The sequence below is a fragment of the Spirillospora sp. NPDC046719 genome (assembly GCF_040645715.1).
Lineage (GTDB): Bacteria > Actinomycetota > Actinomycetes > Streptosporangiales > Streptosporangiaceae > Spirillospora.
Window position 1 is genome coordinate 12,612 of the sequence record NZ_JBEYYT010000018.1, and the last position, 21,837, is coordinate 34,448.

Consider the following 21,837-nt stretch of genomic DNA (forward strand, 5'->3'; position numbering starts at 1 on the left):
CGAACACCATGAGGCCACAGAAAGCCGTACGATGACAGGCGACTTCAAGAACACTCTCAATCGGGTTGCTTTTACTAGCACCTCGATTGCTCCCCCCGGCAAGGAAGATCGTCATGGCCTCCACCATCGAAAACAGGATGCGCACCCCGGAACTCCAGTCGTTCGGCGCCGAGGTCAGGAGATTGCGTGAAGCCGCGGGACTCAAGCAGGCCGAACTGGGCGCCCTGACGAACGTCACCCGCGCGTACATCGGCCACGTCGAACTCGGCAAGACCCGATGCCGCCTCGACTTCGCCACGCGCCTGGACAACGCCCTCCAGGCCGACGGGGACATCATCCGAGCGTGGCACGAGTTGCTGGAGAAGATGAAGTCCATCAAGTACGCCGCGTACTTCGTCAACTTCCCGAAGGCCGAGTCAACGGCCAACCTCATCCGCGTCTACGAGACTCACATCGTCAACGGACTGTTCCAGACGGAGGCATATACAAAGGTCATCATCAAGGACCCAGACATGCTTGCAACGCGTTTGAACAGGCAAGCACATGTCCTAGCCGAACCCACTCCCAGAATCTTCGTGGTGCTAGAGGAAAGCGTCCTCTACAGGGAGGTCGGTTCACCAGTAATCATGCGAGAGCAACTTCAATACCTAGTCGAGTTGTCAGAGCGGGCTGGTATCCGAATTCAGGTGCTCCCGACCGTATACGTGGAGGAGGCGCGAGCAGCCTTCGCCATCGCCACGCAAACGGATCGTAGCGATGCCGCGTACATCGTCACCGCGACAGAGGGCATGACCAGCGCAAATCCCATCGATCTTGCCAACCTCAACGAGGCATTCGCTAGTCTGCAGTCAGAGGCGCTCAATGTGAGAGACACACGAGCACTGATCAGAAGGGTGATTGACGAGAGATGGACCTGAGCAAAGTAGTGTGGCGCAAGGCTTCGCGTAGCACGGCACAGGGAGACAACTGCGTCGAAGTCGCGGGCGTCTCGAAGGTTGTCGCGCTCCGTGACAGCAAGGACCCCAATGGCCCCAATATCATCGTAAGCCGCAGCGACTTCCGACGCCTGGCCGAGACCGTCAAAGGCATCTAGCCTGCAGGTACAGGCTTCCCCCGTAAAGACGAGGTGTCGAAGTTGAGCAACGTCACCTGGCGCAAATCCTCTTACAGCAGCGAGCAAGGTGATAACTGCATCGAACTCGCAGTGGTGCCGACGTCCGAGCTGGTCTGGCGCAAGGCGTCGCGGAGCACGGCCGAGGGCGACAACTGCGTCGAGGTCGCGTCCGTATCCGTCGCTGAGGACGCCTGGCGCAAGACGTCCCGTAGTCATGACGATGGAGACGCCTGCGTCGAACTGGCCGCAGTGTCGGACTCCGAGCCAGGCTGGCGGAAGGCGTCGCGGAGCACGGCGCAGGCTGACAACTGCGTTGAGGTGGCGGACGGGACGGGTGTCGTGGCGGTTCGGGACAGCAAGGACCCGGACGGCCCGATGCTCGTCCTCAGCCGCGGCGAGTTCCGGCACCTCACCGACGCCATCAAGCACCTCTAGCCCCCACAACTCAACACATGACGGCGGTGGTCACCTCGCAGGCGGCAGCCGGGTCTTGGGAACCGATCGGTGCCCGGCTAGGGCAGAGTATGCGGCTATGGGTCGTATCTCTGTTGTCACGGGGGCCAACCAGGGGCTCGGGTTCGCTCTCGCCGAAGGGCTGGCGCGAGGTCTCGCCGCCGAGGACGTCGTCTACCTGACAGGCCGCGACGCCGGAAGGATCGAGGCGGCGGCGGGACGCATCGCCGCGCCGGTCGCCGAAGTCCGCACCCGCGTGCTGGACGTGACCGAGGACGCGGCGGTGGCCGCGTTCGCCGACGAGGTGCGGGAGCGGCACGGGGGCGTGGACATCGTGTTCTCCAATGCCGCCGCGCGGCTGACGCCCGACACGCCATGGGCCGAGCTGGTGGGACCGTTCGTGGACACCAACAATCTGGGCACGACGCGCATGTTGCGGGCGTTCTCCCCCATCCTGCGGCCCGGCGGCCGGCTGCTGGTGGTGGCCAGCGACTTCGGCACCCTGCGCAGCCTCCCCGCGAGCCTGCACGGAAGGTTCGACACCGAGACGATGTCGTTCGACGACGTCGACGCCGCCATGCTGGCCTGGCGGGACGCGGTGATCGCCGGCACGGCCGCCGCCGAGGGCTGGCCCGACTGGATCAACATCCCGTCCAAGGTGGGGCAGGTCGCCGCCGTGCGGGTGCTGGCCCGCGAGCGCCGCGAGCGGGACGAGGCCGACGGCACGCTCGTCGCGGCGGTGTGCCCGGGACTGGTGGACACCGCGGCGTCGCGGCCGTGGTTCGAGAACATGGCCGAGGCCCAGACGCCCGAGGCAGCCGCCGCCGCGCTGCTCCGGCTGGCTCTCGGACCGGTCCGTCCGGAAACCTACGGTGAGCTCGTGCAGTTCGGCGAGGTCCGCCCCTGGCGGTGAGGTCCCGCCACAGAGCTTGATGACGCCAGCTCCCATTCGTCCAAGACTCCGGTGGGCGGGGTCGATTAGCGTCCGGGGCATGACGACGAACTCGGACGGGCGGCTTCCCGTTCACCGGGCGCCCGGCGAGGGGCGCCACTACGCCATGGGGCGCATCAACGCGGTGTTCAAGGCGGACGGCGCGGAGACGGCCGACCGCTACTCGATCTCGGAGTGGTGGCTCGAACCGCACACCACAGGGCCCGGGGCGCACCACCATCCGGAGGACGACGTCTTCTACGTCCTCGATGGCACGATGACCTTCCTCATCGGGGACCGCTGGATCGACGCCCCGAAGGGCTCGTTCGTGCTGGCCCCCGGCGGCACGCCCCACGACTTCCAGAACCGCACCGGGGAGCGGGCCGGGGCGCTCAATATCTCCGTCCCCGGGGCCTTCGAGCCGCGGATGCCGGGCATCGTGGAGTGGTTCCTCCAGAACCCGCCCGGCGATCCGGCGGACGCCTAGAGCTTGCTCAGGACGGCCGGTGGGGCGATCACCGGCCGCTGTCGAGCGGGATCTCCTGGAAGCCGACCGCCGGTGCCCCTGTGGCGGGACCCGCACGATTACATGGCAGGTAATCGCTGCGGAGCAGGAGGGGCTGTCAAGGTTGGCCGTCCGACCCGGTGGGGATCTGAGGAGGCCGACCATGTCCGTTGACGCCACGCCGACGAGCACGCGAGCAGTGGTGGAGGAGTTGCTGCGCCGGATGGGCGAGGGCGACCCGGAACGGATCGCCGCGATGTACGCCGAGCACACCGACTGGAAGGTGAACTGGCCTGAAGCGGAGCACGGCCGTGCCGCCACACCCTGGATCCGGCACCGGTCCAGCCGTGCTGATGTCGCCGCCCACTTCCGGGAGATCGCCGAGCACCACGTCCCGGAGAAGGCCGACACTCAGGTGGAGCGCGTCCTGGTGGACGGTGATGACGCGGTCGTGCTCGGGGAGATCCGGCTGACCTCCCGCTCCACGGGACGCGCTTATCGTGCCCGGTTCGCCCTGCACCTCACGGTCGAGAACGGCCTCGTCACCCGCTACCACGTCTACGAGGACAGCCTCGCCGTCGCCCAAGCCTTCACGCCCTGATCGGCGACGGCGGCCTCGGCTCGCACCCGTGGCGCGGCCGAGCCGAGCCGTCAGGGTTCAGTTCTCGCGGGTCCAGGCGGGCGTGATCCGCACCTCGCTGAGGCGCCAGCCCGCCGGGGTCCGCACCGCGGTGCAGTCCTGCCGCAGGCCGCCCGTGAAGTGGGGCGCTCGGCCGTCGCGGTAGTAGTACACGATCGAGTTGGACGAGGCGGACGCCCCGTCGCCGTCGAGGTCCACCAGCAGGTCGGTGGTCGTGTGCTGGGTGCGCTGCCCCTCGACCTCGCCCTTTCGCATGAATTCGACGACCGCGCCAAGGCCGCTGAGGTCGCCGCCGCGCGGCGAGTGCACCGTCACGTCGTCGGTGAAGACGGTGCCGGCGTCGTCCCACCGCGCCTCGTCGAGCAGGCGGGCGAAGCGGGCGAACAGGTCGGCGATCTCGATGCGGTCGGCGGTCGGGGTGTGCACGGACATGGGGCGCCTCATTTCGTTGGAGCAACCAACATTGGTAGCACCAACCATAGAGGAATCCGTTGGCCTTGCCAACAGTAGGGCGGTCCGCGAGGACGCTCAGGCGACGTCCGCGCGGGCGTGCGCGCGGACCTCGCCCAGGTAGTCGGCGATCGCGTCCCGGTTGCGGGCGAGGCACTCGATCCGCCGGGTCATGCGGTCGAGCTCGGCCTCCAGGGTCGCGAGCATCTCCGGTGTGGCGTCGGAGAAGACGATGTTCCGCGGCTTGTCGAGGCACGGCAGGATCTGCTTGATGATGCGGGTCGGCAGTCCCGCGTCCAGCAGCCCGCGGACCTGCAGGACGCGGTCCACTGTCTGCTCGTCGTAGTCGCGGTAGCCGTTCGCGCAGCGCTGCGAGACGATGAGGCCCTGCTCCTCGTAGTAGCGCAGGAGCCGCCGGGAGACGCCGGTCACTTCCGAGAGCTGCCCGATGCGCATATGATCCACCTCACGCGATGCCGGGTTGACCTTCACATGGATGTGAAGGTTTGACGATACCCGGCATGTCGACCGAGAGCATCGACCGGCCCGCCGATGCGCGGGTGCCGGTCCGCGAAGAGAAGCTTCCGATGGCCGCGCTGACGGCCCTGGCGACCGCCGTCTTCATCACCAGCCTGACCGAGACGCTCCCCGCCGGGGTCCTGCCCGCCATGAGCGACGGCCTCCAGGTCAGCGAGTCCGCGGCGGGCCAGGCGGTGACGGTCTACGCCGCCGGCACCGCCCTCACCGCCATCCCGCTGACCGCCGCCACCGCGGGATGGCGGCGCAAGCGGCTGCTCCTGGCGTCCATGGCCGGGTTCGCCGCGGCCAACACGGTCACCGCCGTCTCGTCCGACTACCCGCTGACCCTGATCGCCCGGTTCGTCGCCGGGGTGGCCGCCGGGCTCGCCTGGGCCCTCCTCGCCGGCTACGCCCGCCGCCTCGCACCGGCCAACCTCCAGGGCAAGGCGGTCGCCGTCGCCATGTCCGGGATTCCCGTCGCCCTGTCCCTGGGCGTCCCGGCGGGCACCTTCGTCGGCGGGGCGCTCGGCTGGCGGTCGCCCTTCCTGATCATGACGGGCCTCACCGTCGTCCTGCTCGGCTGGATCGTCGCGACCGTCCCCGACCACCCGGGGCAGCCCTCGCAGGAGCGGCCCGGGATGCTGCGGGCGCTGACCGTCCCGGGCGTCGCGCCGGTTTTGTTCGTGACGCTCGTCTTCGTCCTGGCCCACACCATCCTCTACGCCTACATCGCCGCGTTCCTGAAGCATGCCGGCATGGGCGGCTCGACCGACCTGGTCCTGCTGGCGTTCGGGATCGCCTCGCTGGTGAGCATCTGGTTCACCGGGGCCCGCATCGACCGGCGCCTGCGCGCCCTCGCCGTCGCCAGCGTCCTGCTGGTCGGCGCGGCGGCGGGCGTCCTCGCCGTCCCCGCCCACGACGAGGCGCTCGTCTACCTGGCGGCGCTGCTGTGGGGCCTCGGCTGGGGAGGCGTCCCCACCCTGCTCCAGACGGCCGCCGCCGACGCCGGAGGCAGCGCCGCCGACGCCGCCCAGGCCATGCTGGTCACCCTGTGGAACGTCGCGATGGCCGCGGGCGGGATCGTCGGCGGGGTCCTGCTCGACGCGCTCGGCACGGCGTCCCTTCCCTGGAGCGTCCTGCTGCTCCTGGTCCCGGCCTTCGCCGCCGTCGCGGGCGCCCGTGTCCACGGCTTCCCGGCCGTCCGGCCGCGCGCGTCCGAGTGAGGGCGCCATGGGCGCGGGCGGCCCCGCCCGCGCCCCCGGCGCGCGGTTCGGCGCCGGTGCTCAGGACTTGCCGTCGAAGGCGTCCTGCAGCGCCTGGACGTCCAGCTTCTTCATGGCGAGCATGGCCTTGGTCGCCCTGGCCGCGCCCTCCTGGTCCGGCGAGAGGATCATCTCGTGCAGCGCCCGCGAGTCGATCTGCCAGGACAGCCCGAACCTGTCCTTCAGCCACCCGCAGGGGCCCTCCTCGCCGCCGGCCGCGGTGAGGGTGCTCCACAGCTCGTCGATCTCCTCCTGCGAGTCGCAGGTGACGTGGACGGACACCGCCTCGTCGAAGGTGAACTGCGGGCCGCCGTTGAGGCCGATGAACTGCTGCCCGTCCAGCTCGAACATCACGATCATGACTGAGCCCGGCTCGCCCGGGCCTGCCTCGCCGTACGGCACGACGCCGGTGATCCGCGAGTTCTTCACGACGGACGTGTAGAACCGCGCCGCCTCCTCGGCCTGGCCGTCGAACCACAGGCAGGTGCTGACTTTCCCCATGTCCCCGCTCCTGACGGTCGTGGGTGGTCACTACCCAGGCAGACCATCCCCATCCCCGGAACTCATCGCCGCGCCGCCCGCCCGTCTCACCAGTCCCGCCACCGGTCCGTGAGCGCGGACGGGTCGATGCCCTGCCGGCGGGCCAGCGCCTCGACGTCGACGCCGGCGGCCGTGACCGCGTGGTCGATGTAGTCGCAGAGTTCTTCGCGGTCGACGGTGTCGAAGCCGCCGCCGTCGGTGCCGTCGACCTCGTTCAGCGCGACGACCACGTGCTCGACGGCGGCCATGACGGCCTGGTCGGAGGTGACGTCCAGGGCGGTCAGCTCGTTCTCGAACGCGCGCAGCGCCCGGTCGACCCGCTCCAGGAACGCGTCGGAATGGACGCCGAGCGGCCGCCAGTTCTCGGTGGGGCGGGAGATCATGCCGGAACGGTAGCGACCACGTCCGACAGCGCGCCCGCCCGGACCGGGCCGCGCGGACGTCAGACCGGGGAGCCGTACGGACTGCTCATCAGGGCGAGGACGGCGGCGAGGATCGCCACGGAGAGGACGGCGACGATCCAGGCCACCGCCAGCCGGTCCGGCTTGTCCTTGGCGTTGGGCTGCTCCCGGGTGCCGGGCTGCTCGCTGGTGTCGCGCTGCTCCCGCTCCGCGAGGTACGCCCTGAGCATCCGGCCGCGCACGGGGAAGATCGCGATCGGGATGGCGGCGAACGCGACGCTGAACAGGAACAGCATCGGCGACGACGGCCCGGGACGGAGCAGGCTCGTCGCCAGGACGCCCGCGGCGAGCAGCGGCGTCACCACGTAGAACGCCCGCTTGCCGGGCCCGCTGCCCGCGGCCCACTCGGCGCACACGTCGTCCGGGACGTCCAGCCCGGCGGGCAGGGCGCGGATGCCCAGCAGGAGGAACGCCGTCGCGGCGATCGCGATCGCCCACCAGCCGGGCTCGGGGATCGAAAACAGCATGTCGTCTCGTCCTCTGCCGTCGCGGTCGGCGACGGGTGCGGAGGGGCGGATCCGGACGCGCGCGGCCCTCCGGTGGGAGCGGCCGTGCGGTTCGCCCGGTCAGACCTTGATTATCCCCGTATTGATCACGGTGCGGGACGGCCGCCCGGCGGTCACGGGATGGCTTCGAGTTCGAGCTGCTCGGCGACGGGCGTGGGGGCCGGGGCGGGCGGGGGCGGCGGGACGGGACGGCCCCGGCCGGGCCACCACCAGTTCGCGTGGCCGAGCAGGCTCATCAGCGCGGGGACCAGGACGAGCCGGACGATCGTGGCGTCCACGGCGACGGCGACGGCGAGGCCGAGCGCCATCATCTTGACGGTCGGGTCCGGCTGCGGGACGAACCCCGCGAACACGAAGATCATGATGAGCGCGGCGGAGGTGATCAGCCGGGCGGTGGCGCCGATGCCGATCACCACGCTCTCGTGCGGGTCGCCGGACCGCTCGTACTCCTCCTTGATCCGCGACAGCAGGAACACCTCGTAGTCCATGGACAGCCCGAAGATCAGCGCGAACATGAACAGCGGCACGAACGACATGATCGGGATGGCCTGGTCGACGCCGAGGAGGTGGACGCCCCAGCCCCACTGGAACACGGCGGTGACGACGCCGAACGAGGCGCCGATCGACAGCAGGTTCATCAGCGCCGCCTTGATCGGCACGACGATCGAGCGGAACGCGATGACCAGGAGCAGCAGCGCGACGCCGACGACGGCGATCACGACGGTCCGCATCCGGGACCCGACGGTGTCGGCGAGGTCGATGATCGCGGGGTTCTCGCCGCCGAGGTAGACCTTCGCGCCCGGGTGCGCGTCGCGGACGGCGGGGATCGCGGTGTCGCGGAGCCGGTGGACGAGGTCGGTGGTCGACTGCTCGTGCGGGGCGTCGCGGGGGACGACCAGCAGCGTCGCGGTGGTGCCGATGACGACGGGCTCGCCGACGGACACCACGCCCGGCACCGCGGAGATGCGCTGCCGGAGCTCCTGGGCGATGAGCGTGGCCTGCTTGTCGGGCTTCTTGCTGAGGTCGGGGGCGCCCTTCACGGCCGGCGCGGCCGGCGCGGACGACGCGGGCGGCTCCGTGGCCGGGCCGGTGAGGCCGCCGAGGCCCTGGGGGCCCTTCACGACGGGCGGCTTGCGCTTGGCGGTCCGCTCCGGGCCGGGCGCCTCCGCGACGACGACGAACGGGCTGTAGTGGCCGGCGCCGAACTCCCGCGCGACGATGTCGTACGCCTGCCGCGCCTCCAGCTTCTTCGACGACATGCTGTCGGCCATCACGCCGAACCGCAGGCTGAGGGCCGGCACGGCGAGGGCGAGCAGGACGAGGGTCGCGACGATCGCGTACGGCCAGGCGTGCCGGTCGACGTGCCGGCCCCAGGCCGTCCAGCGAGCGGACGAGCGGTCCGGCCGGACGCGCGGCAGCCGGTACCGGTCGATGCGGGGGCCGAGCGCGCCGAGCACGGCGGGCAGCAGGGTCAGCGACGCCGCCACCATGATCGCCACGGCGACGGCGGTGGCGAGCCCGATCCGGCCGATGAACCCGACGCCGGACAGGAACAGCCCGCAGATCGCGAACACGACCGTCCCGCCGGCGAACACGACGGCGTGGCCGGAGTGCGCCATGGCGCGCCCGACGGCGGTCTCGGTGTCGTCGCCCTCGGCGAGCTGCTGCCGGTAGCGGGTGACGATGAACAGCGCGTAGTCGATGCCGGCGCCGATGCCGAGCATCGCGGCGACCTCCGGCGCGGTCGGCGCGACCTGGAAGAGCGACGCGGAGAAGTGGATCAGCGAGTAGGCGACGGCGAGCCCGCACAGCGACACGATGATCGGGATGCCGGCGGCGAGGAACGACCCGAACGCGAGGAGCAGCACCAGCATCGCCAGGAAGAGCCCGGCGCCCTCCTGCGGGCCGGTCTTCGGCTGGTTGAGGAGCATCGCGGCGATGCCGCCGAACTTGACGTCCAGCCCGGTCATCCGGGCCGGTTCGACGGCCTCCCGGAGGCGGTCGAGGTCGGCGGCGGTGAGGTCGCTCATCGTGCCCTTGAAGTTGACCTGCACGACGACGGCCTTGTCGTCCTTGAGCCCGCCCATGCCGGTGGCGTACGGGTTCTGCACGAACGCGACCCGGTCGAGCCTGCCGATGTTCTCGATCGACTGGCCGATGGTGAGGGCGACGCGCCAGTCCGCCGGGCTCGCCTCCGGCGTCTGGGCGAACACGACCGTCGCGGTGGGCCCGGTCTGCGCCGGGAAGTCCCGGGCCAGGGTGTCGATCGCCTGCTGGGTCTCGGTGCCGGGCAGGCTGCTCTGCTGGACGAACATGCCGCCGTGCATGAGGCCGAGGACGCCGGCGCCGAGCATCAGCGCGAACCAGAGCTCGAAGACGGTGCGCCGCCGGCGCACGCACGAACGCCCCAGAGCGTCCAGGAAACGGGCCATGCTCGCAGAACAGCATGTCTCCATGCATATTTGCAATAGATGCAACTTTGCAGTCGTGGTAACGTCCGTCACATGGACGAGCGGACCGGCCTGCGCGAGCGCAAGAAGCGCCGCACCCGGCACGCCATCGCGACCGCCGCGCTGCGGCTGTTCGCCGAGCGCGGCTACGAGGAGACGACGATCGCCGACATCGCCGCCGCCGCCGACATCGCGCCCCGCACGTTCTTCGGCTACTTCCCGAGCAAGGAGGACGTCGTCTTCGCCGAGGTCGACGACCGGCTCGCGGAGGTCGCCGAACGCCTCGCCGACCGCATCCCCGGCGAGTCCCCCATCCAGGCGATCCGGCGCGGCGTCGTCGACGTCCTGGAGGCGATCGTCAGCGAGCACGGCGAGTACGGCGCCGTCCAGGTTTCGCTGGTCCTCGAACGCCCTGGCCTGCAGGCGCGCGCGCTACAGCGCCTCACCGACACCCAGGAGAAGATCGAGAGCCTCCTCCACGACCTTTGCCCCGCCATAGACGAGATCGACGCCGCCGCCGCGGCGGGCATCGCCGTCGGCGGGATGCAGGCCGTCGTGGTGCACTGCCGCCGCCACGGCTACGACCCGCTCTCGATGCGGACGGCCCTGGACCGCGCCGTCACCATGATCGAGAACGGCCTGGTCACCGTCGACGCGCTGAACCGGCCCTGGGACGAGCCGTCCCCCTAGAACGTCGGGCACCGGGAGCGGAGGCGCCCGCTCCCGGTGCCCGACCCCTTCAGTCCTCGATCCTGATGCGCAGGCGGCGGAAGCCGCGCCCCTTGTTCTCCACCTTCGCCACCGTGATCCGGCCGATCTGCCGCGTCGAGCCGACGTGCGTGCCGCCGTCCGCCTGCGTGTCGAGCCCGACGATGTCGACGATCCGGACGTCCTGGACCTCCGGCGGGACCAGGTTCGTCGCCGTCCGGATGATGTCCGGGATCTCGAACGCCTCGTCGCGCGGCAGCGTCCGGACGTCGATGCGCCGGTCCGCCTCGATCTCCTTGTTGCAGGCGTCCTCGACGGTCTGCTTGAACCCCGGCGGCACCTCGCGCAGATCGAAGTCCATCCGCGCCGTCAGCGGCTCCATGTTGCCGCCCGTCACGAGGCAGCCGTAGTCGCGGAACACCACCCCGCACAGCAGGTGCAGCCCCGAATGGGTCCGCATGAGCGCGGTGCGGCGCGCGTCCTCGACCGCGCCGCCCACCACCGTGCCGACCGGCGGGACCGGATCGTCCTCCACCGGGATCAGCACCAGGTCGTCGCCCTTCCGGACGCCCGCGATCCGCGTCTGCACGCCCTGCCACAGCAGGACGCCGTGGTCCGGCGGCTGCCCGCCGCCGCCCGGATAGAACGCCGAGCGGTCCAGGACGATCCCGTCCGGACCCGCGTCCAGGACGACGGCCTCCCACTCGCGCAGCGCCTGGTCGTCCAGTTCCAGCCGGGTCGTCCGCCCCAGGGTCTCCGTGCTCATGCGATCACCCTAGAACCCCCGCCGCAGCGCGCGCGGCCGGTTCACCAGGGGCCGTACGGGCCCATGTTCGTGCTGCCGCGCCCGCCGCCGCGCTTCTTGAACGGGGCGACGGCCGGCCGGACGTCGGCCAGGTAGACGGCCCCCGCGATGAACGCGGCGACCGGCAGGATGTTCAGCAGCAGCGCGATCGGGTGCACGCCGAGCGCGTAGGGCACGGCCGCGTACGCGCCGCCGACGACCGCCGCGACGATCAGGATGATCATCCACAGCTTCTTGCTCTGCTTGCTCGCCGCCGCGTACGCGCCCTGCGGCACGGTCAGCGCGTCGATCAGCGCCCAGGCCTCCATCACGAACGCGATGATCAGCAGCAGCCAGAAGAAGTAGTCCAGCACACTGAAGTCCGCCATCGGTGATCAGCACTCCCGCTCGTCTCGGACGGCGACCCTCGCGTCGCGCACCTTGCGTCCCAACCCTATGCGGCCCGTCCAGCCCCGGCCCGGAACCACGGTCGACAGGGCCGGATACCGTCCGCCGGGCCCCTGATCCGCGAGCCCGCGACCGGGCCCGGCGGGCCTCCTGGCCGGGTCCCGTTCACAGTGAAAGACGTCAGGGCCCGCCCGTGTGTTCCCCGAGGGGCCCTGAATCCGCTGCTCAGGCGGGTGCGCCTCAGGCGCCGCTCTTCTTGGCGGAGCGGGCCTGCGGGGCCTTCCTCGGCTGCGCGGTGCGCGCCTTCGGCGCGGGCTCGGCGTCCGCCTCGGCGATCGCGGCGACCTCGGCGGCCTCGCGGTGCACGACGCGCTTGCCGCGCTCGGTCAGCTCGTCGATGAACTCGACGGTGCGGGTGCCGACGTGGGTCACGTACGCGACCGCGGCGCCCGGCAGGTCCTTGGCGTCGACGCGCTCCTGCACGCGGCCGACCTCGTCGCGGTAGCGGTCCACGGTCTTGCGGACCTCACCGCGGTAGCGCTCGACGGTCTCGCGGACCTCGCCCTGGTACTTGGACGCGGCCTCGCGGGCCCTGCCCTGGTACCGCGTCACCTGCTCGGGGACCTCGCGGAGCTTCTCCACCGCGAAGTCGCCGGCGCCGGCCACGGCGTAGACGGCCTTGTTCTCACGGAGACTGCTGGCCAGCGTCATCCGACCTCTTCCTTTCCATCCTGCTCTGGGGTGTCGTGCCCGGCTTCTCCGAACACGCCTGCGGCTTCGTTCTCCTTGCGGAACGACTCGTAGATGTCGAGCAGCACCTGCTTCTGGCGCTCCGTGAGGAGGAGGTCGGCCCGGACGGCGGCCTGCACGTCGGTGTCGGCCTCGCGTTCCTCCAGGATTCCGGCCTGCACGTACAGCGCCTCGGCGGAGATCCGCAGCCCCTTGGCGATCTGCTGCAGGATCTCGGCGCTCGGCTTGCGCAGCCCGCGCTCGATCTGGCTCAGGTACGGGTTGGAGATGCCCGAGACGTCCGCGAGCTGGCGCAGCGAGATCTTCGCCCGCGTCCGCTGCTCCCGGATGTACTCCCCGATCGAGCCGACCTTCGAACTTGCCATGTCTCCACCCTGCGTCATCGTGCTTGCTATTGCAAGCACATCAGCTAGCACTCGGCCGTGAGTCCCCTCACAGTCACCCACACCAGCATCGGGCCTCGCGCACCCGGGGTGCGCACACACCGGCACGCCCCCGCGCGAGGCGGTCGCCACCCCGCCGGGAACGACCCCGGAAATGGCGCTCGCCGCACACCGGCCCCACCACCGGACATCACACCCGGACGGGCCGACAGGAGGGCACAGCGGTTCCACGACAATGATCGGGGCCTCCGGACCGACAAGGGATTCCCGACGCCAATCGCCGTTCCGGGGCGAAAAAAGGTGGGCCGATTGGAGAAACCGGTGCGGCGCGCGCCGGAACGGCTCCCGCCGGAGGAACCGGAGAAAAGCACGGCCGCGCGTTGTCCGTGGCCCCCGGTCCGGAGGCCGTCTCGGAGCGCAGGCCGTAACCTGCGCGAACGAGGGACGTTCGGAGTTGTCCCGCGTTGGCCGGGAACCGGGGTTGTCCACTCGTTCACTCCTTGACAAGCAGACTGACCGGGGCTGTCGCGGACAACAGGTCCTTGACACCCGGCGCGGCCCTCGCTGATAGTCATCGAGTTGACCAAAGACGGCGTGCGGCGGCCGGCCGGCCGATGAGTCCGTCCGTCGGAAAGTCACGGTCGAAAGCCGTCCCGGCGCCGCGAACGCCCGTTGCGGGAATGGCGGGAAACGCGTGTCGCCCGCTCGGCGCCATCGTCGACCGAGCCGAATTCCATTCAGTGACGTGAAAGGGGAAGAACGACGTGCGCACCTTCCCGCCGGCGCGGCGGAGCGCGCCGCCGGGGGCGGCAGGGCCGCTCTCGGCGGCGGTGCGCTCCTAGCCGGGCGCGGCGATGCCGCGACCCGAATCCCCCCTCGACCCCTCGGAAGGGCCTGTCCCCGCGTTCGCCCAGGACCTGCGGCACCTGAGGGCCAACGCCGGGAACCCGAGCTACCGGGCCCTGGCGGCGGTCTCGCACTGCGGGCGCACGACGCTCGCCAAGGCGGCGGCCGGGCGGCGGTTCCCCAGTTGGGAGGTCACGCGGGCCTACGTCGAGGCCTGCGAGGGCGACGTCGAGGCGTGGCGCCGGAAATGGCAGGCGACGGACGCCCTGCTGAAGGCGGAGGGCCGCGCTTCCGGTGATCCCGTCCCCGCGCGGGAGCTGGCCAGGACCGCCGCCCCCGGCCGCCGGTCGCACGGCCCGTCACCGCAGGGCGACGATCCGCTCCAGGCCGCGACACCGGACGAGCTGGTCGGCATGCTCCGGCGGCTCTGCAGGCGGGCCCGGATCGAGCCGCATCAGCTTCCCCGGTTGTCCGCCAAGGCCGGCGGCACCGACGCATACGCGGCTCTGTCGGGAGCGCAGATGTCCGGCCTGTTCTACGGGCACCGCGCCCCAAGGGCGCACGAGGTCCTGCGGATCGTCGAACTCTGCCGCGTCGACACCGGCCAGATGCGCCTCTGGGCGATCGCCTGCGCCCGCCTGCTGGACGCTCCGGCGGCCCGGCCGGAGGAGGCGGGGAGCGATCATCCGGGCGGGAACGGCCGCGCGAAAAACCTCGCACGGCGACCGGCGGGCGCCGCCTACCCGGAGCGCGTCCTGCTCGGGATGATGCTGCACCGGCTCCGCGAGGCGCGCGGCCTCCCCGCGCGCGAGGCCGGCGAGGCCATCGGCGCGTCCCCCGCCAAGATCAGCCGCATGGAGCTCGGGCAGGTGAGCCTCCGGGAACCTGACGTCGCCGCGCTCCTGACCCTCTACGGCGTGGAGGACGGCGCGCTGACCGCCTCGCTGCTCGAACTCGCCCGGAGAGCCCCGTCCCCCGGCTCGGCGAACCGGCAGGATGACGGTCCCACCGCCTGGCTGCGCGCCTACTCGGGGCTGGAGGAGTCCACCTCGCTAATCCGGACATGCGGGATCCGCCACATCCCGAGCCTCCTGCAGACCGAGGCGTACGCCCGCATCGTCACCGCCAGGAGCGGCCCGCACCTGGCGGCGGACGACGTCGACGAACTCGTCCGGCTGCGGATGGCGCGGCAGCGGCGGTTCAGCGCGGACGGCGAGCGCCGGCTGTGGGCGATCGTGGACGAGAGGGTGCTGCGGCGGCCGGTGGGCCCGCCGCCGATGTGGCGGGAGCAGATCGCGCACCTCATCGGCATGACCACGTGGCCGAACGTGACGCTGCAGATCCTGCCGTCGGAGTCGCGGCCCCGCCGGGCGTCCCGCGGCCAGATCACCTGGCTCCGCTTCGGCGACGAGGCCCTCCCGGACATCATGTGCCGCGAGGGGCTGACCGGAATCGACTACGTGACGGAACCGTCGGACGTCAACGCGCACATGGTCGCGCTGAACACGCTCGGCGTGCACGCCCGCTGGCCGGAGAAGAGCCTGGAGATCCTCACCGAGATCCTCCACGACCCGACCCCGGAGGCCCCCGGCTGGTTCACCGGCCGGCCCACGCTGCCGCCGCCCGGCGGCGACCGGGAACGGCGGTGAGGGTGGCCGTCCCGCGCATGGCCGTCCCACGCGTCCCGTGCATTCCGCGAGCACCGCCGCCGGACCGGCCCGTGAACGCGACGAGCCCCCGCGACCCTGCAAGTCGTGGGGGCCTGCCGCGGGCGGCGTCCTGATTGCGCCAGGACGCCGCCCACCGTGGCGAGCAAACCCGGCCAGAAGAAGGCATCCACCGGAAAGGTTCACCCTTATGGGCAGAGTAGTGCCCGCGATTCCCCACGAGATTTCGGACACGCTCGAATGGCGTAAGAGCCGCTTCTCGCGGGACGGCAACGAGTGCGTCGAGATGTGCCGTCCGGCCGGCGGGCTGGTCGCGATCCGCGACAGCAAGGACCCCGGCGCCGGCGCGCTCGTCGTCACAGGCGACGAGGGCCGTGCGCTGATGGCGCGGATCCGGAACGGCATGTTCGACCCGCCCGCGCGCCGCTGAGCGGAGGCGTCCATGCGTCCGGCCTCCGCGCGCCGCGCGGAGGCCGGAACCGGCCATGCGGCCCGGCGGGCGCCGGGTCACGCGGACGGGGTGGCGAAGGGGTCGTGCTCGGCGAGCAGCTTGTCGAGCCGCGCCTGGTCGACGCGGCTGGTGACCGCCTGGCTCTCCTGGCGGTCGCGGACGCACTTGGCCAGGGTGAACGTCGAGGTGATCACGTACAGCAGGCCGACCGCCAGGAACGCCCGGACCCACGCGCTGACCGGCAGGTAGACCACGCCGGCGGCGACGGCGACGCTGGAGACCACGAACGAGATCGCGGCCTGGACGAAGAACGCGGTGCTGCCCGCCTGCGCGGGCGGTGTGGAGTTCGTCATGGCCCGAGTCTGCGGCGGCGCGGCGCGGCGGGCATGAGTACCGAGGCTCAATTACCCATGAGTAGCCCGCACCCGGCCCACACGGGCCGGCGGGCGGGGCCGGGGGTCAGCTGACGTCGGAGGGCGGGACCGTCCAGGTGTTGCAGACCGACAGGTCGCGGCCCTTGAAGCCGGCGATCACCCAGCCCGCGTAGTGCCGTCCGGACCCGTGGTCGCGCTGGTCGGGCGGCAGCCGCTCGTCGCCGCGCCCCCGCACGTCGATGATCATCGCGGTGTACTGGGCCTGCGTCATCGGCAGCGTCGCCCGCTCCGAGCTGAGGAACGTCCCGGCGAAGCACTGCGCCTGCAGCTCGATGCGGCGGCTCGCCTCCGTCCGGGTCGCGGTGTCGCCCTTCTCCATCTCGGCGTCGCCGTACAGCAGGATGCCCGCCCGGTCCTGGACGTGGTGGCCGTACTCGTGCGCGATGACCCGCGCGAACACCGCGTAGTGCGACAGCGGCTCGCCGCCGGACGTCTCCACCACGTTCGTCAGACCCACGTACATCGTGTTGTTCGCCGGGCAGTAGAACGCGGACGCGCCCGGCGCCGGGTAGCTGCCGCACGGGCTCGACCCCGGCGTCTGCCAGAAGACCCGGTTCGGGGTGTCGAACCGTATCCCGGCCTTCTTGAACTGCTTGCTCCACGACGCGTCCAGGCAGTCGCTCAGGACGTTCATGAACCGGCGCATCGACGCTGGGCCCGGCACGAGCCGGGGCAGGACGCACCGCACCGGCGTCAGCGCACCCGTCGCGTACAGCTTGTTGTCGGTCGCCGTGCTGCGCGACGCCGTCCGCGGCGCGGCGGAACGGACGTGGGTGCCGATGCCGCCCTCGCCGCCGAACAGCGAGAAGCCGAGGATGCCGAGGACGACGAACGCCGTCAGCCCGCCGAAGATCCCCGCGATCGTCCCGCCGGCGCTGCGGCGCGGCGGCCTGCGCGCCGGGACGTACCGGTACTGCGGCGGCGGACCGTAGGCAGGCGGACCGTACGGAGGCGCCGGCCGAGGCGGGGGGTAGTGACCTGCCATAGCGAAGAATCATCGCACGCATAGCCGATACCATTTGCGGCCATGTCTGCTCTTGCGGCGTTGTGTCGTTTGCGACCGGTGGTGCTCGCGCTGGCGGCCGGTTCCCTCCTGCCCCTGGCGACCGGCGTATCCGCGGCGGCGGCGGACGTGCGTTCCGCGGCCGCGCCCGGGCGGGCCGCCGGGGCCGAGCGGGTGCTGAAGGACGACGTGGCCCTGGCCCCCGGCAAAGGCGGCGTGATCCGGGTCAAGGAGACGATCGTCTACCAGTTCGCGGGGCGTTCCCGGCTGCAGCGGACGTTCCCGACGCGCAGCCACGAGAGCATCACCCAGGACCGCGTCTACGAGATCGGCTCCCTGCGCGCCACCAGCCCGGACGGCGGCCCCACCCGCGTCTCCACGTCCGCCGGCGACACCGACACCACGGTCAAGGTGACCGGAAGCGGCAAGCTGACCGGCGCGCACACCGTCGTCCTCGAATACGACCTGCGCGGCGCCATCGACCAGCTCGGCTCCGCCGAGGAGCTGCGCTGGCCCGCCGCGGGCGGCTGGAGGGTCCCCGTCGACGCGGCCACCGCGACCGTCGACGCCACCGCGATGATCCGCAGCGTCAACTGCTTCGCCGGACCGCTGAAGAGCACCATCGGCTGCACGCAGTACTACACCAACCACGCCCACACGCAGGGCGTCTACAGCCAGCGCGAGATGCTGCCCGGCGAGTACCTCACCGTCGTCGCCGGGCTCCCGCCCGGCACCACCGGCGGCCGCGCGATCTACGAGCGGCGGCACACCGTCGCGACCGCGTTCTCCGTCAACGCGGTCACCGGCGGCGTCCTGCTCGGCCTGCTGGTGCTGCTCGGCGGCGGCGTCGCCGCGCTGTACCTGCTGCGCGGGCGCGACGCCCGCGTCGTCGGCAAGCACGCCTCCGTGGGCGACCAGGCGCCGGTCGTCGGCGCCGAGTTCGAGCCGCCGAACGGGGTGCGGCCCGGCCAGATCGGCACCCTGATCGACGAGCAGGCCGACGTCATCGACGTGACCGCGACGATCGTGGACCTCGCCGTCCGCGGCTACCTGCTCATCGAGGAGGAGGACCGGGCCCGCACCGGCCGCCTCGACTGGACGCTGCGCCGCCTCGGCCGGCCCCCCGTCGACCTGCTCCCCTACGAGCGGATCCTGCTGGACGCGCTGATGACCGGCCGGGACGGCGCGCCGCGCGACGCGGTGAAGCTGTCCGAGCTCGGCGGCACGTTCGCCACGAAGCTCGCGCAGGTGCGCGCCGCGATGTACGACGACGTGGTGAAGCAGGGCTGGTTCGCGCGGCGGCCCGACACCGTCCGGTCCCGGTGGACCGTGTTCGGCATCGCGCTGACCGTCCTCGGCATCGCCGCGACCGTCGCGCTCGCCCTCACCACCGAGTGGGCGCTCGCCGGCCTCGCGCTGATCATCGCGGGCGCCGCCCTCGCCTACGGCGGCCAGTACATGCCCGCCAAGACCGCGCGCGGCTCCACCGTCCTCGCGCACACGATCGGCTTCCGCGCGTTCCTGGAGCGCGGCGCGATCCCGGACGGCGAGGCCGTCGCGTCCCAGCAGCGCATCGCGCTGTTCTCCCGCTTCCTGCCGTACGCGGTCGTCTTCGACGTCGTCGGCAAGTGGGCCGAGACGGTCAAGGACGCCGGCGAGCGCGCCGAGGGCGCCGACAACCTCTACTGGTACGAGGGCCCCGCCGAGTGGGACCTGTCCAACTTCGCCGAGTCGATGCGCACCTTCACCCTCGCGACGTCCGGCTCGATCTCCCAGTCCCGCGGCCTCTGACCTGGCGGAACCGTCCCCGGCCCGTCCCGGCCGGGGACGGATCGGGCACGGAGGAACCCGCGAGGGCGGATCGGACCCGCGACGGGCGCCGGGATGGGTCCCGGCGGCCGCCGCGGGGTCGGACGGCGCCTGCCGATCCGGGGGGTGGGTGAGTGGCCGTTCCGGCAGGCGCCGCGTCGGGGGGAGATGCGGTCCGGGCTCGCATCACCTGACCTGGCGGATGTCGCCCGCGTGCCTCTTGTGGATCCAGCGGAGCGGGCCGAACTTGCGCCGCGTCGCGGCGGCGCGGGCTTTCGCGGCGCGTTCCCGTTCGGCGGCGTCGCGTGCGGCGGCCTCCCGGCGCGCGGCCTCCTCGCGCTCGGCCTCCAGCCGCGCCAGCTCCCGCTCGGCCGGGGTGAGCGCCGGGTCGCGGCGGTTGCGCTGCGACGGGCTGCCGCGCAGGACGCCACCGGTCACCTCGCCGCGGTGCGGCATCTGCGTGTCCCGGCCCGCCGACCGCCGGGGATCCTTGGACGCGAAGATCGTGAGGAAGAGCCAGCCCGCGATCGCCAGGAAGATCACCACGGGGGCGATCGTGTACAGGTAGATGTCCCCGATGTGAACGGAACTGCCGAGCATGTGGCGACACCTCCTCGCCACGGGTGGGTACCCGGTGTCCGCGTTTCAACCATCCGACCGCGCACGCCCCGCCCCACGAACGCCCCCCACACCACGAACGCCCCCACGCCACGGGCGGGCGCGGCACCAGGCGAGCCTTGAGACCGTCCCCCACCTCTCGAAGGCGCGAGGGCATTTCGTAAGATGTCTGACATCTTACAGAGGGAGGTCATGGTGGCGCTGAGTCCCGTTCCGAGCGGGTCGACCGTCGACGCCGTGCTCGACCAGCTCCAGCGGCAGGTCAGCGGCGGCTCCTGGCCGGTGGGCGAGCGCATCCCCGGCGAGCTGGACCTCGCCGCGCAGCTCGGCGTGAGCCGGCCCGCCGTCCGCGAGGCGATCCGCGCGCTGTCGCACTGCGGCGTGCTGGAGGTGCGGCGCGGCGACGGCACCTACGTGCGCAGCAGCGCGGACCCGCGCCCGCTGCTCGGCGGGGTCGCGCACGCGACGGCCCGGGACGTCTTCGAGGTGCAACTCGCCTACGACGTCCAAGCCGCGCGGCTGGCCGCGCGGCGGCGCACCCCCGCAGACCTGGAGCGGCTCGAGGAACTGCTGCGCGCCCGCGACGAGGCCACCGGCGCGGACGAGCACGGCGCCGCCGAGTTCGGCGCCGCCGACGCCCGCTTCCACCTCGGCGTCGCCGAAGCCAGCGGCAACCCGGTGCTCATCGAGGCGATGCGGTTCTTCATCGTCCGGCTCGGCGAGGCGATGCGCGCCGTCCGGCTCGACCACGAGATCCCGGAGGCCGGCCCGGCCAGGCACCGGGCCGTGCTCGACGCGATCGCCGCGTCCGACCCGGACGCGGCCGCGCGGGCCGCCGCCGAGGTCGTCGAACCGACCCTCGCCGTGCTGGACGCCCTGCTCGGCCTCGAGGAGGACCGGTGACGGCGCGGCGGACCGGACTGCTCGGCTCGGTACTGCTGATCGTCCTGGTCGCGGTCAACCTGCGCCCGGCGATCTCCGCGGTCGGGCCGGTGCTGACCGAGATCCAGGACGCCTTCCACCTGTCCGGGACGGCGGCGGGCGCGCTCACCACGCTGCCGCTGGTGTTCTTCGGGTCCTACGGCCTGGTCACCCCCTTCCTGCGGCGGCCCCCACGCAGCGAGACGCTGCTGGTCATCGCCATGGGCCTGCTGATCGCCGGGCTGCTGCTGCGGCTCGTGGACGCCCCCTTCCCGCTGTTCGCCGGGTCGCTGGTCGCGGGCATCGCGATCAGCGTCGGCAACATCGCGATGCCCGCCATCATCAAGCGCGACCACCCGGACTCCATCACCACCGTCACCGCGGTGTACACGCTCGCCGTCAGCGGCGGCGCGTCGATCTCGTCCGGGCTGGCCGTGCCGGTCGAGGACGCGTTCGGCTCCTCGTGGCGGCTGCCGCTCGGGCTGCTGGCGGTGCCCGCGGCGATCGCGGGCCTGATCTGGCTGCCGAAGGCGGTGCGGGCCTCTCGCGCCGCGCGGTCGGCGCCGTCCGCGCCCCCCTCCCGCGCCGCCGCGGCGCTGGTGTGGCGCACGGGCCTGGCCTGGCAGGTCACGGTCTTCATGGGCCTCCAGTCGCTGCTGGCGTACGTGGTGCTCGGCTGGCTGCCGACGATCTGCCAGGACCGCGGGATGACCGACACCGCCGCCGGCTACGTCCTGGCCCTGACCGCGGCGATCCAGGCGGTCGGCTCGCTGGGCGTGCCGCTGCTGGAGCGCCGGATGCGCGACCAGCGCCCGCTGGTGACGCTCACGTGCTCGCTGTGCGTGGTCGGCTTCGCCGGGATCGCCTGGGCGCCGATCGCCACGGTGTGGCTGTGGGCGATCGTCCTCGGCATCGGGCAGGGCCTCGGGTTCGCCACCGCGCTGTCGTTCATCGGCCTGCGCGCGCATGACGCCGGGGTCGCCGCGCAGCTGTCCGGCATGGCGCAGGGCGTCGGCTACGTGATCGCGGCCCTCGGCCCCCTCGTCATCGGCGCGCTGCACGACGCCACCGGCGGCTGGACCGTTCCGATGATCGCCGTGCTGGCGGTCTGCGGGGCGCTCGCCGTCCCCGGCCTGCCCGCCGGACGCAACCGGACGCTCGGTTCGACGGTACCGATACCAGCACCTGAGGTTAATGCGGCGAATTAACGGACACACCCCTAGG

At 71.9% G+C, this 21,837-nt stretch carries 26 protein-coding genes; 13 read left to right on the plus strand and 13 right to left on the minus strand.

The window, feature by feature from the left end; translation table 11 throughout:
* The first annotated feature begins 113 nt into the window (after positions 1 to 113).
* The 6 genes from ABZ914_RS05410 (at position 114) to ABZ914_RS05435 (ending at position 3,604) form a co-directional block, all read left to right on the plus strand.
* Positions 114 to 917 (plus strand): helix-turn-helix domain-containing protein, encoded by an 804-nt coding sequence (locus ABZ914_RS05410; protein ID WP_500191835.1) that lies wholly within the window; start codon positions 114 to 116, stop codon positions 915 to 917.
* Entirely contained in the window at positions 908 to 1,093 is a 186-nt protein-coding gene (locus tag ABZ914_RS05415; protein ID WP_500191837.1) for a DUF397 domain-containing protein, read from the plus strand. Before ABZ914_RS05410 ends, ABZ914_RS05415 begins: the two co-directional genes overlap by 10 nt.
* Positions 1,094 to 1,135: 42 nt before the next feature.
* Complete coding sequence (locus tag ABZ914_RS05420; RefSeq protein WP_500191839.1) at positions 1,136 to 1,549, plus strand: DUF397 domain-containing protein; 414 nt, start codon at positions 1,136 to 1,138, stop codon at positions 1,547 to 1,549.
* Between the two features lie 97 nt (positions 1,550 to 1,646).
* Entirely contained in the window at positions 1,647 to 2,480 is an 834-nt protein-coding gene (locus ABZ914_RS05425) for an SDR family NAD(P)-dependent oxidoreductase (RefSeq protein ID WP_500191840.1), read from the plus strand.
* A gap of 79 nt (positions 2,481 to 2,559) precedes the next feature.
* Positions 2,560 to 2,985 carry a cupin domain-containing protein gene (locus ABZ914_RS05430; RefSeq protein WP_500191841.1) on the plus strand — a complete coding sequence of 142 codons (426 nt, stop codon included), beginning with the start codon at positions 2,560 to 2,562 and terminating at the stop codon, positions 2,983 to 2,985.
* A gap of 181 nt (positions 2,986 to 3,166) precedes the next feature.
* Positions 3,167 to 3,604 (plus strand): nuclear transport factor 2 family protein, encoded by a 438-nt coding sequence (locus ABZ914_RS05435; protein ID WP_500191843.1) that lies wholly within the window; start codon positions 3,167 to 3,169, stop codon positions 3,602 to 3,604.
* 57 nt (positions 3,605 to 3,661) lie between these two features.
* Here ABZ914_RS05435 and ABZ914_RS05440 read toward each other — a convergent pair whose 3' ends face one another.
* Entirely contained in the window at positions 3,662 to 4,075 is a 414-nt protein-coding gene (locus ABZ914_RS05440; RefSeq protein ID WP_500191845.1) for a nuclear transport factor 2 family protein, read from the minus strand.
* A 96-nt stretch (positions 4,076 to 4,171) separates the two neighbouring features.
* Positions 4,172 to 4,549, minus strand: a complete 378-nt coding sequence (locus tag ABZ914_RS05445; protein WP_500191846.1) for a MerR family transcriptional regulator — start codon at positions 4,547 to 4,549, stop codon at positions 4,172 to 4,174.
* A gap of 65 nt (positions 4,550 to 4,614) precedes the next feature.
* On the opposite strand from ABZ914_RS05445, the gene ABZ914_RS05450 reads away from it, so the two are divergent.
* Positions 4,615 to 5,835 (plus strand): MFS transporter, encoded by a 1,221-nt coding sequence (locus ABZ914_RS05450; RefSeq protein WP_500191848.1) that lies wholly within the window; start codon positions 4,615 to 4,617, stop codon positions 5,833 to 5,835.
* Positions 5,836 to 5,895: 60 nt separating this feature from the next.
* Here the strand turns inward: ABZ914_RS05450 and ABZ914_RS05455 are convergent, their stop codons facing one another.
* The 4 genes from ABZ914_RS05455 to ABZ914_RS05470 form a co-directional block, all read right to left on the minus strand.
* On the minus strand, positions 5,896 to 6,375 hold the full coding sequence (locus ABZ914_RS05455; protein WP_500191849.1) for a VOC family protein: 480 nt from the start codon (positions 6,373 to 6,375) through the stop codon (positions 5,896 to 5,898).
* An 86-nt stretch (positions 6,376 to 6,461) separates the two neighbouring features.
* On the minus strand, positions 6,462 to 6,797 hold the full coding sequence (locus tag ABZ914_RS05460; protein ID WP_500191851.1) for a hypothetical protein: 336 nt from the start codon (positions 6,795 to 6,797) through the stop codon (positions 6,462 to 6,464).
* Between the two features lie 59 nt (positions 6,798 to 6,856).
* On the minus strand, positions 6,857 to 7,342 hold the full coding sequence (locus ABZ914_RS05465; RefSeq protein ID WP_500191852.1) for a hypothetical protein: 486 nt from the start codon (positions 7,340 to 7,342) through the stop codon (positions 6,857 to 6,859).
* 152 nt (positions 7,343 to 7,494) lie between these two features.
* The gene (locus ABZ914_RS05470) at positions 7,495 to 9,813 is read right to left on the minus strand and encodes an MMPL family transporter (protein WP_500191853.1); all 2,319 of its coding nucleotides are present in this window, start codon (positions 9,811 to 9,813) and stop codon (positions 7,495 to 7,497) included.
* Between the two features lie 72 nt (positions 9,814 to 9,885).
* Between ABZ914_RS05470 and ABZ914_RS05475 the strand changes: the two genes are divergently transcribed.
* Entirely contained in the window at positions 9,886 to 10,521 is a 636-nt protein-coding gene (locus ABZ914_RS05475) for a TetR family transcriptional regulator (protein WP_500191855.1), read from the plus strand.
* Positions 10,522 to 10,570: 49 nt separating this feature from the next.
* Here ABZ914_RS05475 and ABZ914_RS05480 read toward each other — a convergent pair whose 3' ends face one another.
* The 4 genes from ABZ914_RS05480 to ABZ914_RS05495 all read right to left on the minus strand — a co-directional run bounded on the left by ABZ914_RS05480 (position 10,571) and on the right by ABZ914_RS05495 (position 12,846).
* Positions 10,571 to 11,305, minus strand: coding sequence for an alanyl-tRNA editing protein (locus ABZ914_RS05480; protein WP_500191856.1), 735 nt, complete (start codon positions 11,303 to 11,305; stop codon positions 10,571 to 10,573).
* A gap of 41 nt (positions 11,306 to 11,346) precedes the next feature.
* On the minus strand, positions 11,347 to 11,712 hold the full coding sequence (locus ABZ914_RS05485; RefSeq protein WP_194737415.1) for a DUF2516 family protein: 366 nt from the start codon (positions 11,710 to 11,712) through the stop codon (positions 11,347 to 11,349).
* A 259-nt stretch (positions 11,713 to 11,971) separates the two neighbouring features.
* The gene (locus ABZ914_RS05490) at positions 11,972 to 12,442 is read right to left on the minus strand and encodes a hypothetical protein (RefSeq protein ID WP_500191858.1); all 471 of its coding nucleotides are present in this window, start codon (positions 12,440 to 12,442) and stop codon (positions 11,972 to 11,974) included.
* Positions 12,439 to 12,846: a helix-turn-helix domain-containing protein gene (locus tag ABZ914_RS05495; RefSeq protein ID WP_151540435.1), complete on the minus strand. Its 408-nt coding sequence runs from the start codon at positions 12,844 to 12,846 to the stop codon at positions 12,439 to 12,441. The genes ABZ914_RS05490 and ABZ914_RS05495 overlap by 4 nt, the downstream gene beginning before the upstream one ends.
* An 872-nt stretch (positions 12,847 to 13,718) precedes the next feature.
* Here ABZ914_RS05495 and ABZ914_RS05500 point away from each other — a divergent pair.
* Both ABZ914_RS05500 and ABZ914_RS05505 read left to right on the plus strand, forming a co-directional pair.
* Positions 13,719 to 15,359, plus strand: coding sequence for a Scr1 family TA system antitoxin-like transcriptional regulator (locus ABZ914_RS05500; protein WP_500191859.1), 1,641 nt, complete (start codon positions 13,719 to 13,721; stop codon positions 15,357 to 15,359).
* Positions 15,360 to 15,567: 208 nt separating this feature from the next.
* Positions 15,568 to 15,807, plus strand: coding sequence for a DUF397 domain-containing protein (locus tag ABZ914_RS05505; RefSeq protein WP_500191861.1), 240 nt, complete (start codon positions 15,568 to 15,570; stop codon positions 15,805 to 15,807).
* Positions 15,808 to 15,884: 77 nt separating this feature from the next.
* Here the strand turns inward: ABZ914_RS05505 and ABZ914_RS05510 are convergent, their stop codons facing one another.
* Positions 15,885 to 16,181: a YiaA/YiaB family inner membrane protein gene (locus tag ABZ914_RS05510; protein ID WP_190863882.1), complete on the minus strand. Its 297-nt coding sequence runs from the start codon at positions 16,179 to 16,181 to the stop codon at positions 15,885 to 15,887.
* Between the two features lie 106 nt (positions 16,182 to 16,287).
* Positions 16,288 to 17,247, minus strand: a complete 960-nt coding sequence (locus ABZ914_RS05515) for a neutral zinc metallopeptidase (protein ID WP_190863880.1) — start codon at positions 17,245 to 17,247, stop codon at positions 16,288 to 16,290.
* Between the two features lie 42 nt (positions 17,248 to 17,289).
* Between ABZ914_RS05515 and ABZ914_RS05520 the strand changes: the two genes are divergently transcribed.
* A complete protein-coding gene (locus ABZ914_RS05520) occupies positions 17,290 to 19,056 on the plus strand; it encodes a DUF2207 domain-containing protein (protein WP_500191862.1) in 1,767 nt (588 codons plus the stop codon).
* Positions 19,057 to 19,260: 204 nt separating this feature from the next.
* Here ABZ914_RS05520 and ABZ914_RS05525 read toward each other — a convergent pair whose 3' ends face one another.
* The gene (locus tag ABZ914_RS05525) at positions 19,261 to 19,674 is read right to left on the minus strand and encodes a hypothetical protein (protein WP_500191863.1); all 414 of its coding nucleotides are present in this window, start codon (positions 19,672 to 19,674) and stop codon (positions 19,261 to 19,263) included.
* A gap of 210 nt (positions 19,675 to 19,884) precedes the next feature.
* On the opposite strand from ABZ914_RS05525, the gene ABZ914_RS05530 reads away from it, so the two are divergent.
* Positions 19,885 to 20,595 (plus strand): FadR/GntR family transcriptional regulator, encoded by a 711-nt coding sequence (locus ABZ914_RS05530; protein ID WP_500191865.1) that lies wholly within the window; start codon positions 19,885 to 19,887, stop codon positions 20,593 to 20,595.
* Positions 20,592 to 21,821, plus strand: a complete 1,230-nt coding sequence (locus ABZ914_RS05535) for a CynX/NimT family MFS transporter (protein WP_500191866.1) — start codon at positions 20,592 to 20,594, stop codon at positions 21,819 to 21,821. The genes ABZ914_RS05530 and ABZ914_RS05535 overlap by 4 nt, the downstream gene beginning before the upstream one ends.
* Positions 21,822 to 21,837: the final 16 nt, after the last annotated feature.